The following is an 11,080-nucleotide window of genomic DNA, read 5'->3' as shown; positions in this document are numbered from 1 at the left end:
GCCGTGCAGTATGCCGAGGAATTCGCGCGTCAGATGGTGCGAGGTGGCGACCTCGGAGAGCTTGCCGGAGATCTCCTCCAGATGCCCCTGCGCGTCGCGGAACAGGCCGTCGAGGGCGCCGAGCGCGGCAAGCCGGGTCTGCGTGTGCGGGGTCAGCCGTGGCGGGTGTTCGGGACTGTCCGCATCGGCCTCGGGCCGTGGGCCGTCGCCTTCCTCCGTGGGATCGGCATCCCCGGCGCTGGCGTCCTCCAATGGCAGCTCTTCATCGAGACAGGCATCGAATGCTTCCGCCAAATCCGTCTGGAGCTCCTCGAAAGCTCTGTCCACCTCATCGGCACGCTTGATCAGCTTCTTGAAGTTCATGACCGAACACCTTCTACACACACACAGTCTTGATACTTAACGAATTGCTAATGTTCCCTTCTACATCCGCCGCTTCCGCAAGGGAAGTCCCCCGATAGGACTAGCGCCTAGCGAGATTCCCGCCGCATCCGCTTTCGCGTTGCGCTCAAATCCGCGATTGACGATGGCCGAGTGGGGAAGGTGGCTCGGCGAAGCCGAGAGGGAGCGGCGCGCCGGCCCTTGAAATCGATCAGAGGGAACGCCAGCGTTGCAGGCTCCCTCACCGGCCGCTGCGCGGCCACCTCTCCCCCGCCTCTGGCGGGGGCGAGGAACTCAAATGCTGGTACCCTACCCCGCCAGCGCCAGCGGCGTGGCGCTCTTGTTGGGGATCTGGATGTCGATTTCCAGCGTCGACATGGTCTTGCCGCGCTCCATCGAGACCTGGAGGTAGTCCTGGTCGATCTGCACGTGCCTGGCAATGACCGCCATGATCTCCTCGCGCAGGACAGAGACGAGATCGGGCTGGCCGCGGCTCTGGCGCTCATAGGCGAGCAGCAGCTGCAGCCGCTCGCGCGCGACCGGCGCGCTGTTGCGCCGCTTGAAGAGGTCGAAAATGTTCATGCCGCCCTCCTTCCGAGCAGACGGTCGAGAAAGCCCTTGCGCTCGAAGGGCACCACCACCGGCAGGTCCTCGCCCTCCAGCCGCCTTGCCGCGTCGATATAGGCCTTGGCGGCGGTGTTCAGCGGGTCGGTGAGCGTCACCGGCGAGCCGAGGTTCGAGGCCCTCAGCACATCCTGGCTCTCGGGGATGATGCCGAGCAGCGGCGTGGAGAGGATCTCCAGCACGTCGTTGATGGAAAGCATTTCGCCGCGCGCGGCGCGCGCTGCGTCATAGCGCGTGACCAGCACGTGCTTGGCGATCTGATCACCCTGCTCGGCCTTCATGGTGCGGGCGTCGAGCAGACCGATGATGCGATCGGAATCGCGCACCGAGCTGACTTCCGGATTGGTGACGATGACCGCCTCGTCGGCGAAACGCATGGCGAGCTGGGCGCCGCGCTCGATACCGGCCGGGCTGTCGCAGAAGACATAGTCGAACACCGAGCGCAGCCGCTCGATCACCTCGCCGACGCCCTCCTCGGTCAGCGCATCCTTGTCGCGCGTCTGCGAGGCCGGCAGCAGGAACAGTGTCTCCACCCGCTTGTCGCGGATCAGCGCCTGCGAGAGCTTTGCCGTGCCCTGGATGACGTTGACCAGGTCGAACACGACGCGCCGCTCGGCGCCCATGATCAGGTCGAGGTTGCGCAAGCCCACATCGAAGTCGACCAGCGCCACCTTCTTGCCGGTCTTGGCAACCGCAGCGCCCAACGCCGCCGTCGACGTCGTCTTGCCGACGCCCCCCTTGCCCGAGGTGACCACCACTACCTTGCCCATGAAATGCCTCCGTTTGGCGATTGTTCTTTCGGTTGGCCGTGCCAGGCACGGTGTTGCAGGACCATCGCACGCGAAACCGGTCCCAGGCTTACGCTCGCGCCGCTCACCCCAGCGGCACCACGCACAGCACGTCGTTTTCGAGGAAGGCCTGCACCGCCTTGCCGCGCGAAACCTTCTCCATCTCCTCGGCGGTGGTGTACCAGCCGTCGACCGAGATCAGCTCGGCCTCGTTCCTGCGGCAGAAGACGCGGGCCGCAATGTTGCCGAGCGCGCCGGCCGAAGCGCGGCCGCGCAGCGTGCCATAGACATGGATGGAGCCGGCGGCGACGATCTCCGAGCCGGACGCGACCGAGCCGAGCACGATGACATCGCCATGCGCATGGAAGATCGACTGGCCGGAACGGATCGGCGTGCGTACCATCAGCGTGTCGCCGCCCGGCAGCGCGGGCTTCGCCGGCACCTTGCCGTCCTCGGCTCTTTGCTCCTCGGCCTTGCCCTCTTCGCCCTTCTTGCGGCCGGGATGCAAGAGCAGGCCGTCGGAGGTCGCCTCCTTGGCGCCGATCAGCTTCGGCGGCAGGTGCGAGCCAAGCTCGGCGCCGCCGTCCATCTCGATGGCATAGACGCGGATGCCGCGCTGGCCAAGCACGCCGACCAGCGAATCGATGGCCGCGATATCGGGCTTCAAAGTGTTCAGATCGAGCACCACCGGCCGCCCGGTAAAATAGCCCGGCGAGTTGCCTATCCAGCGGTCGAGGCTCTCCAGCCAGACATCCAGAGGCGCTTCGGGGGTGAGCGTGAAAGCGACGAAAGAACGGGCGCGAAAACGGATGGATTTGGTCTCGACAGGGGCTGCGAAGGTCACGGGAAGCGATTCCTTACTGATAGGTAAACGCTAGGAGCCGAATGGTTAACGAATGGTTAATTTTGAGGGTGAGGAGTGTTAAGAGCTGACTTGGCTAACTGTTGTGGCGGGGTGGCCACAGGCACCGTTCCACTCTGAGAGGCGCTTGGGTGGCAACCGAGGCTTTGACGCGCCCCCGATGAACGACTGCAGCATGTGAAGTTCCTAATATACGCAGGTATGCCGCACCGGGCACAGTCTGGCCCGGCTGATCCACCCTTTTGGAAGGAGACGGGGCATGCGCATCAATCAGGCAGGCAGCAGGCGGGCAGGCAGCAAGTGGCCAGGCAGAGCAAGCGCAACGATTGGCGCGCTGTTGCTGGCATCCCTTGCAGGATGCATGACCTACCGGACGAGCAGCAGAGACACATTCCAGACCAGCGGCATAGACGCATGGTTGACAGCGGCCAATGCCGACGCGGTCGTCAATGCGATGGCAGCGAAGGGGCTGATGCCGGCGACCATCGACTGCCGCTTCGACCGCACCGTTCCCGGTCAGGTTGCTTACGCCTCGAAGTTCACCTGGCAGCGGGCTCCGGCAAACACACGCTATCATTGGGAAGTCGGCGATCCGACCTACCTCGCCAGCAAGGAAGTCAAATCCAACCGTGTTGGCCTTCACCGCATTGCCGCGAAAATCGTCCGCGACCCCGCCACCGGCCGAAAGGTTGGATGCTCGATCTGGACGAATTAGTCCCTGGCTGCCAGGCGCCGAGCCGGCGCGAGGCGCCGGCCCGGGTTGCCTCAGGCAATCAGGCAGCCTTGCGTTCCTTCAGGGCCTTCTCAAAGGCATCTTTGATCGGCTTGGATACGTCCTCGGCCGCTTTCATGGTCACGGCCTGAAAGTCCTTGGCCTGCTCGACGGACTTTTCCATCTGTTTGCGCAGGAAAGCGGTCTGCAGCTCGACGAATTCAGACAGCGACTTCACGGTAGCCAGTGCTTCAAGGTGCGTGAAGTAGGCGTCGGCATTGGCACGCAGTGCGGCAATCGCCTGCAGGGACACCTCGTTGCTGGTGGTCTTGGCCATTTCAAGGGTCGACTCGAGGGCCTTTTGAGTCGTTTCGGCGCCCGAACTCAATTTGGAAAGGACTTCCTTCGACTGTTCGACGCTGGGTTCGGCGGCAGCGCGGACCTGCTCGACAGCCTTGGACGGGTCGAAGGTGGAGGATTCGACGTTTTCGATGGTTTCGGTCTTGCCGGGGAGCTTGGACATTTTTTCCATCCTTTTCCAGGGGCGGCCTCAAAATCGAGCCGTCCCCTTCGTACGAAACCGCCGCAACGGATTTATGAAACCCGGATGAATTTGCGTAAGTGGGCAGAGCCTGGCGTTGCGCTGGATGCCATCCGTTGCGGAGCGGCACTGCCCAGCCTGACGGAAATTCTAGAACCAGCAGGCGTTGGCCATGGCCGAGCGTGTGGCCGACAGCTCTTGATCAAGAGCACGGCAATCGACCGAGCTGGGCCGCGGATCGGATCCCGGGGCGCCTGGGGCAAGCCACTCGACGGGTGGCCAAAGCGCCTCCCCGGCATCGATCGTTCATGACTGGATTCGACCTGGGCCTCATCCGATTGGAGGACGGCAGGAACCGCAACACAGCCATTTTATCAACTTAGCGGTGATGCATGGGCGGCCTACAATCTTTCCAGCCGGCAAACCTACCCCGTTTGCAGGTCAGACCCCGGCGGTCGAACCCCGAGCCCATGCGCCTTCCGGCCGCTGGGTTTTTCGGCCGCCGGGGCCTTAGGCCTCGCCGGCGCGTTTCCAGAAAATATGTCCCTCCTCGGGGAGATATCCCCTACGCGATCACGCCATACGCCGCGAATAGAACTCTGCTAGCTTGGATTGCGTGGCGGACCCCGGTTCGCCTGGCCGGCGCCATATGCCCCAACGCCCCCCGCCCAATGTGGCGTCGGCCATCTTCCATCCCTTGCGCCCCCTTAGCTGTCAAGGAATGGTGTAAGACGGTTCTGGTCGCCTTCGACCATCCCGTCCCCTCACGCTGCGATCTGCACCTCGCGCGCGGCCGCGATCATCACACTCGCGAGCAGGCCGTAGGCTGCTTCCCAGGCTTCACGCACCGGCGGCGTGAAGGCCTCGCCGAGGCCGGCGGCGAGCGTCTCGATCAGGGCCTGGCCGACGATCGGGTAGTGGTGCTCCTCGACGCCGTAGCCGACGTGGCGCTTGGCGAGGTCGCGCACGGTGGGCAGGATGGTCTCGGCGCGGTCCAGCCCATGCACGACGAAGCCGAGGGCCGCCATCAGCTTGGCGCCCTGCTGGGTCATATCCCTTTCCGGGAACAGCGCCCGAAGATCGCCGTCGATGGCGAACAGGCGTTCATAAAATATGGCGGCGGCGGCCGCGCGGATCGGCACGACCTCGCGAAAGCTGTCCTGAACGAGTCTGATCTGATCGGGTGTCATACGCGCGCTCCAATGGTTGGTAGGCGGCGACTTTCCTACCAGGACGTTTCCCAGGCATGTCGCCGCTCGTGGCGGCGTGTTTCGGCGATGTCTCGTTCCGGTATCAGGTTGTATTCGGCGAACCGTTTCACGCGCCAGCCGCGCCGCCCGCGCCTGAACGGAACAAGTCGGGCGCGGCGCTCGTTAATGCCGCGGACCATGCCGGATTAGGCGAAGTGGACATATCCGAAAATCAAATCATTGTCGCCGCCAGGACAGGCCGCGGCTTGCTCTGGCTTAACACCAAGGAACCCAGAGATGAAAACCGCTGTTTCGACCTCTCTCACAAGACGAAGCGTCGTCGCGCTGGCGGCGGCCGCCGCTTCGACAGCCATGATGGCCACCAATGGCGCGCTGGCGCAGGAGCAAGCCAAGCCCGGGAAGAGCCTGTATGAGCGGCTGGGGGGCGTGTTCGCCATCGCGGCCGTGGTCGATCACTTCAGCGACGCCATCGTGAAGAACCCGATCGTCGGCAAGAAATCCAAGAATGCGCAGCTGCGGAAATGGCACACCAAGAACCTTGAACGGCTGCCCGGCCTCAAATTCATGCGCACGCTGTGGGTCTGCGACGTTTCCGGCGGCCCGCTCAAGTTCGTGGCCACCAAGCCCGGCGCGACGCCGCTCGGCCTCGAGGAAGCCCATCGCGACTTGCGGATCTCGCCGGCGGAGTTCGACGAGGTCGCGGCCGAGCTCGGGCGGACGCTCGACCACTTCAAGGTTCCGAAGGCAGAGAAGACCGAGGTGCTTGAAGCCTTCGCCGCGCACAAGGGCGAGGTTACCGCCGGCTACGACAAGCAGGGCTGAAGCCCCGCCAGGGTGACGCCCAAAGGTTGCCACCGATGACCCGCAGAGGCGTCGCGCACCGACCCTCGTTGCCGGAGATCGCGGCTGGCCCCCGCCTTGCGTATCGAGGCTGACGGGCCGGCCCGATCTTGCCCGCTCAATGCCGCTTGAAATACTGCACCTCGCGCTCGTGCTTCTCGGCGGCTTCGCGGGTGTCGAAGGTGCCGAGGTTGCGGCGCTTGCCGGTCGCTTCGTCCTTCTTGCGCGAATAGAGCCGGTATTTTCCTGATTTGAGTTTTCGGATCATTGTGTCTCTCCCGAAGCGGAAAGGCCCGGCTGTGCCGGGCCCCTCTTTCAGTCCTGGTGCTCGGGCATGTCCTCGAGCTGGTCCTTCGTCCAGAACGTGACGGCGTGGACGTCGCCGTCCTCGTCGCGCATGAAATCGAGCTGGGTGGCGGGAACGGCGACGGGCTTGGCGCCGATGCCCAGGAAGCCGCCGACGTCGATGACGACCTGGCTGCCGTGCATGTGGTCGACGGAGCCGATCTTCTCGTCGTCAGGACCGTAGATGGTCGCGCCTTCGAGGATGGCCGGGGTCAGCTCGGCGTCGGTGAGCCGTACGTGGTTGGTGTGGTCCATGGGGTGGTCTCCTTCGGGTTATGAAGGATGAACCTGCGAAGGCACCAAGGGTTCCGACAGAACAGACGACCTGGGCAGCGCGGACCACGGCAGCCCGCCGTGCCACGCCTGCTAGCGGCGCGGTTGCGGTTTCGCCACTGTCTCTGAAGGGCTCTCCGAGAGCCGGGCCGAGCGCTGGTCACCAAGCCGCGACGACCTCTTTTTCGGTTTCGGCTCCGCATTGGGGGTCGGCGTCTTGGCGATCAGGTAGTCGGCCCGATTCGTCCGATAGTCTTGCTTGTGGACAGACGTTTTCGGCATCGACATTTTTGATCTCCTTACAGAGATCAACGCGCAGCGACGCCGCCCTGTTCCCGGCTCGATTGAGTCCGAAACCTATTTGTTTTTTACGCAATTGCGGACGGAAAGCCGCCGCGCACTTTTCCTTAAATTGCTTTCAGAGCCGCCGTCTCGCCTTGAGGCTGCGGGCGGCGGCCTCGATCGCGGCGCGGTCGCTGCCCAGCCTGTCGATCAGCTCCTGCGCCTCGTCGCCCGTTATGCCGGTGCGCATGGCCAGCTCCTCGACCGTCAGTATGTCGGTGCTGGCGATCCTGCTGGTTTCCGGCAGGGCGTCATCGGCCGTAAGCGGCAAGGCCGCCTCGCGGTCGATTTCCGCCTCGGCCTGGCTCCAGTGCCGGTCGTGATTGCCGAACAAACGTCCCTCGCGTTCCCAGATCTCATAGGCACGCTGCCTGATCTTCTCCAGCCGATCATCACCCATTGTCGGTTTCTCCATTTCAGCTTTTGCTCAAACGCCGCACGCGGCCGAACGATCCCTGGAATCTGCACGATCGATGCGGGAGAGTTCCCCTGCGTGACTCGAAGCCTCCGCTTCCTCTATAGGAGGGCTCGCCCATGAATGGAGCCACTCGTGAGTGAAACCCTCATCGCCGACCTGCGCGCCGCCTGCCCCAACGCCGTGGTGTGGGACAAGGCCGAGCTCGCCAGTCGCGATCCGGGCTTCGACCAGCGCAATTTCGGCGCTTCGGCGCTGGTGCGGCCAGCCGACACGGAGGGCGTGGCGGCGCTGGTGAAATTCTGCGCGGCACGGGGTTTGAGCCTCGTCGCCCAGGGTGGGCGTACCGGGCTGACAGGGGCCGCCGCGACCGTGGCCGGCCAGGTCATCTGCGATCTCGGCGCCCTGAACAGGGTGGAAGAGATCGACCCGTTCGCGCGCACGGCGATCGTCGGGGCCGGCACGCCGCTCTCGGTGCTGCAGGAGGCGGCGGCCGCGCATGCGCTCGATCCCGGCATCGACCTTGCCGCGCGCGGCTCCTGCACCATAGGCGGCATGGTTTCCACCAATGCCGGCGGCATCATGGCTTTCCGCAACGGCACGATGCGCCATCGCGTGCTCGGCCTCGAGGCGGTGCTGCCCGACGGCAACGTGTTTTCCGACCTGACGCGGGTGCTGAAGACCAGCGCCGGCTACGATCTGAAGCACCTGTTCATCGGCGCCGAGGGCACGCTTGGCATCGTCACCCGCGTCGCCTTGCGGCTCGATCCGGTGACGGGCGCCAGCGCCACGGCACTGGTCGGCGTGCCGGACGCGGCCAGCGCGCAGCGCATCGTGCGGCATTTCCTGGAGCGTACCCAGACACGGCTCAACGCCGCCGAAATCCTGTGGCAGCGTTTCGCCGCCGCCATGAACCGGATGCTCGGCTTCGCGCCCGGCCAGTTGCCGCTCGATGCCCCTTGCCTGCTGGTGCTCGAGCTTGGCGCCGACAGCGTCGAGGCCGCGCGAGAGGCATTGGAGGATGGCCTAGCGGCGATCTGGGAGGAAGCCGGCATCATCGACGGGCTGGTCGCCAGTTCGGTCTCGCAGGCCGGGGCGATCTGGCGGCTGCGCGAGGAGACCGAGATGATCGAGCGGATGCACCATCTGCCGCCGTCCTTCGACGTCTCGGTGCCGGCCGGCGCGCTCGATGCCTATGTCCAGCGCATCGAAACCGGGCTGAAGCGCATCGACGCGACTTACGCGCCTTATGTGTTCGGTCATCTCGCCGACGGTAACCTGCACATCTCGATCAACACCGACGGGCCGGTTTCGGACGCGCTGCACGAGGCGATCGAGGACGTGCTCTATGAGGGCCTGCAGGCAAGCGGCGGCTCGTTCTCGGCCGAGCACGGCGTCGGCCTCGACAAGCGCGACGCCTATGAGCGCCACGCCGATCCGGTCAAGCAGGCGCTGGCGAGGGCGATCAAGGGGATGATCGATCCGGCTAATGTGATGAATCCGGGGAAGATAATCGCGGGGGAGTGAGGCTGCACCCCCACGAAAGTGGGGGAGAGCGACTATCTGGGGTCGCTGGCGCTCGGCGCCCGTGGCTGTCTGGTCGGACGGGCCTGAATCTATGGCCTCGGCGCCGGCGGCGCGACCGCCATCAAGATCCTGCGCAAGGAGCTATCCGCCACCATGGCGCTGACCGGGACGCGGAGCATCGAGGAGATCGACGCGAAGGTGCTGGACTAAACACTTGGGCCGTGAACTCACAATGCGGAATGGCCGGATAGGTGGAAAGCGGACTTGGGATTTGTGGAAAGCACTCATGGCGTGTGCCATGCTAGAACCGCGGTCATCGAGAGTGGTTCATGCATGAAGTGGGAACAGGTAGCATCGGATTTCGCCTGGGACGGATCATGGCGAGACATCTACGTTCTGAACACGTCTGAGGCGGATTGGCAGCGCGTCTGGGACATCCTCCGCGAATGGAGCCCGCCTGCTAATTTCAGTGTCTCCGGCAACATCGAGTCGATGCTATTGGGGGTCGAAGCGGCCCTGGAAAGCGAAACAGCCAGCTTACTGTCTTTTTACGTCGGGCCAATCCAGCTTGCATGTCACTTCTTCAGCACCGTCGAAATTGAGTTCGACTTCGATCCAAGGCAAGTCAGCGGAATACCCGAGGTAGAGCAGCTTGAAGGTTTTATGCGATTGCTCGGTGACGCTATTGAGAAGCAGGTAATTCTCACGCAGGAAAATGATCAGGAGGCTATCATCGCCCGCTACTCTCCCGATCTTGAGAGTGTGGTTTGGACTGCACTTTCATAGCCGAATGTTTGCAACGGGTTGCGTCGACGGGTGCAGATCACTGTCTCGGTCGATCAGGCAGTGGGCTCACTGGCTACTCGCACTGCCGGCGCGGGCCGCCGTCATAGGGCTGGTAGCTGTTGTCTTCCGGCCGGTAGGAGCGATAGCGGCTGAAGCAATAGTCGACATGGTCGGCGGAAACCCCGCCTGAGGCGCCCTCGCCCCACGCTTCCTCGTCCGGCCAGCCCTGATAGGTGCTGCCATAAATCGAGGCGGCCTCCACCGAGCTGTCCCGCACCTTGACGTAGCCCTCATCGGCGCCGCCCGCATCGAGATAGGGCGAGATGCAGCGCCGCTGCTCGCCGCTGTAGGACCTGTAACTGTTGTCGTCAGGACGATAGGAGCGGTAGCGGCTCGCGCACCATTCGAGATGGGCGGCCGGCAGTTCCGCGGCCTGCGCGCTATCCTCGCCGGCGGCCAACGCCTCGCCCTGCCCGTCGCCAGCCTGCGGCTCGATCGAGGCGGTCACCTCGGGCCCGATCTCGGGTTTCGCGGCATCGGCAGGCTTGGGATCGGCCGGAACCGGACGGGCGGCAACACGCTCGAGAGCCTGCTTGGCCGCGCCCACCGGCTCGGCGTTCCTGGTCCAGAGCTCGGCCACGCTTTGGCTCGGGGAGACCGTGCCGACCGGCTTGGCGGCCAGCAGCCAGGTGGCGAAGGCCAGTCCGCTGGCGAAAACCGTCAGCGTCAGACCGAAGCCGCCCAGAATTCCCAACAGAGCTTTCACGCCACGCTCCCTTTAGCCCCCGCTGATAGAAATGCGGAGCCGTGTGGCTGGTTCCAACGAGACGCGAAGGGGGCCCTCGCCGCAAGGCGGGCGGCCGTAACCTGGCTTGGGAGATGACGGGAACCAAGCCCTCGAAGGTTGGCTACCCCACAACCTCCCGATAGGCCCTGACCATGCCATCCTGCCCGCGGATGCGCCACGCCTCCCCGTCCCGGCCCTCGATCGCGCACGATGCCAGCGGTACCTTGCCGCCGCCTTCCGGCAGGTCGATGACATAGGTGGGATTGCAGATGCCCGAGAGGCGCTGGCGCAGCGCGCTCACCAGCGCCTGGCCTTCCGCGATCGTGGTGCGGCGGTGCGCCATGCCGCGTGCCAGGTCGCCATGGTGGAGGTAATAGGGCTTCACGCCAAGCCGGTACATCAGCTCCCGGCAGAGTTCCTCCAGCACCTCGACACTGTCGTTGACGCCTTTCAGCAAAACGCTCTGGTTGAGCAGCACGAAGCCCGCCTGCCTCAAGGTGCGGCAGGCCGCTTCGGTGGCGTCGGTGATCTCCCGCGCATGGTTGAAGTGGGTGACCACCGTCACCATCAGCCGACCCCGCAGGGCGGCGACCAGCTCTGATGTGATGCGCGAGGGCAGCGCGACGGGCACGCGGGTGTGGATGCG

At 64.6% G+C, this 11,080-nt stretch carries 14 protein-coding genes and 2 pseudogenes; 5 read left to right on the top strand and 11 right to left on the bottom strand.

Translation table 11 applies throughout. The annotated features are described in order from the left end of the window. The 4 genes and pseudogenes from EN781_RS13720 to minC all read right to left on the bottom strand — a co-directional run. Positions 1-363, bottom strand: a pseudogene (locus tag EN781_RS13720) (hypothetical protein); the annotation flags it as partial. Positions 364-690: 327 nt separating this feature from the next. Further along, positions 691-963 (bottom strand): cell division topological specificity factor MinE, encoded by a 273-nt coding sequence (minE, locus tag EN781_RS13715; RefSeq protein ID WP_126055418.1) that lies wholly within the window; start codon positions 961-963, stop codon positions 691-693. Next, positions 960-1,775: a septum site-determining protein MinD gene (gene minD / locus EN781_RS13710; RefSeq protein ID WP_126055419.1), complete on the bottom strand. Its 816-nt coding sequence runs from the start codon at positions 1,773-1,775 to the stop codon at positions 960-962. Before minD ends, minE begins: the two co-directional genes overlap by 4 nt. Before the next feature lie 103 nt (positions 1,776-1,878). Continuing rightward, a complete protein-coding gene (gene minC, locus EN781_RS13705; RefSeq protein WP_126055420.1) occupies positions 1,879-2,637 on the bottom strand; it encodes a septum site-determining protein MinC in 759 nt (252 codons plus the stop codon). Positions 2,638-2,914: 277 nt separating this feature from the next. Between minC and EN781_RS13700 the strand changes: the two genes are divergently transcribed. Then, complete coding sequence (locus EN781_RS13700) at positions 2,915-3,370, top strand: hypothetical protein (protein WP_126055421.1); 456 nt, start codon at positions 2,915-2,917, stop codon at positions 3,368-3,370. A gap of 58 nt (positions 3,371-3,428) precedes the next feature. On the opposite strand, the gene EN781_RS13695 is transcribed toward EN781_RS13700, so the two are convergent. Together EN781_RS13695 and EN781_RS13690 are read right to left on the bottom strand one after the other, a co-directional pair. Then, complete coding sequence (locus tag EN781_RS13695) at positions 3,429-3,890, bottom strand: phasin (protein ID WP_126055422.1); 462 nt, start codon at positions 3,888-3,890, stop codon at positions 3,429-3,431. Between the two features lie 782 nt (positions 3,891-4,672). Further along, positions 4,673-5,098: a globin family protein gene (locus tag EN781_RS13690; protein WP_126055423.1), complete on the bottom strand. Its 426-nt coding sequence runs from the start codon at positions 5,096-5,098 to the stop codon at positions 4,673-4,675. 297 nt (positions 5,099-5,395) lie between these two features. On the opposite strand from EN781_RS13690, the gene EN781_RS13685 reads away from it, so the two are divergent. Further along, on the top strand, positions 5,396-5,941 hold the full coding sequence (locus EN781_RS13685; protein WP_127400057.1) for a group 1 truncated hemoglobin: 546 nt from the start codon (positions 5,396-5,398) through the stop codon (positions 5,939-5,941). Positions 5,942-6,077: 136 nt separating this feature from the next. On the opposite strand, the gene EN781_RS13680 is transcribed toward EN781_RS13685, so the two are convergent. From EN781_RS13680 to EN781_RS13670, 3 genes are all read right to left on the bottom strand, one after another. Continuing rightward, positions 6,078-6,227: a hypothetical protein gene (locus EN781_RS13680; protein WP_126055424.1), complete on the bottom strand. Its 150-nt coding sequence runs from the start codon at positions 6,225-6,227 to the stop codon at positions 6,078-6,080. Between the two features lie 47 nt (positions 6,228-6,274). Beyond that, the gene (locus EN781_RS13675; protein WP_126055425.1) at positions 6,275-6,559 is read right to left on the bottom strand and encodes a PRC-barrel domain containing protein; all 285 of its coding nucleotides are present in this window, start codon (positions 6,557-6,559) and stop codon (positions 6,275-6,277) included. Between the two features lie 436 nt (positions 6,560-6,995). Continuing rightward, the gene (locus EN781_RS13670) at positions 6,996-7,319 is read right to left on the bottom strand and encodes a DUF2934 domain-containing protein (RefSeq protein ID WP_126055426.1); all 324 of its coding nucleotides are present in this window, start codon (positions 7,317-7,319) and stop codon (positions 6,996-6,998) included. Between the two features lie 150 nt (positions 7,320-7,469). Between EN781_RS13670 and EN781_RS13665 the strand changes: the two genes are divergently transcribed. The 3 genes from EN781_RS13665 to EN781_RS13655 all read left to right on the top strand — a co-directional run bounded on the left by EN781_RS13665 (position 7,470) and on the right by EN781_RS13655 (position 9,647). Further along, entirely contained in the window at positions 7,470-8,861 is a 1,392-nt protein-coding gene (locus EN781_RS13665; RefSeq protein WP_189347556.1) for an FAD-binding oxidoreductase, read from the top strand. A gap of 87 nt (positions 8,862-8,948) precedes the next feature. Next, positions 8,949-9,071 (top strand): alpha-hydroxy-acid oxidizing protein, encoded by a 123-nt coding sequence (locus tag EN781_RS35260; RefSeq protein WP_281033564.1) that lies wholly within the window; start codon positions 8,949-8,951, stop codon positions 9,069-9,071. 123 nt (positions 9,072-9,194) lie between these two features. Continuing rightward, entirely contained in the window at positions 9,195-9,647 is a 453-nt protein-coding gene (locus EN781_RS13655; RefSeq protein WP_126055428.1) for a hypothetical protein, read from the top strand. Between the two features lie 73 nt (positions 9,648-9,720). Here the strand turns inward: EN781_RS13655 and EN781_RS13650 are convergent, their stop codons facing one another. After that, positions 9,721-10,413, bottom strand: coding sequence for a BA14K family protein (locus tag EN781_RS13650; RefSeq protein WP_126055429.1), 693 nt, complete (start codon positions 10,411-10,413; stop codon positions 9,721-9,723). Between the two features lie 142 nt (positions 10,414-10,555). Beyond that, positions 10,556-11,080: pseudogene (locus EN781_RS13645) on the bottom strand (KamA family radical SAM protein); the annotation flags it as partial.

This window comes from Mesorhizobium sp. M4A.F.Ca.ET.090.04.2.1 (assembly GCF_003999085.1).
GTDB lineage: Bacteria > Pseudomonadota > Alphaproteobacteria > Rhizobiales > Rhizobiaceae > Mesorhizobium.
Note: the sequence above shows the minus strand (reverse complement) of the source record. Positions and strands in the feature narration are given on the sequence as shown.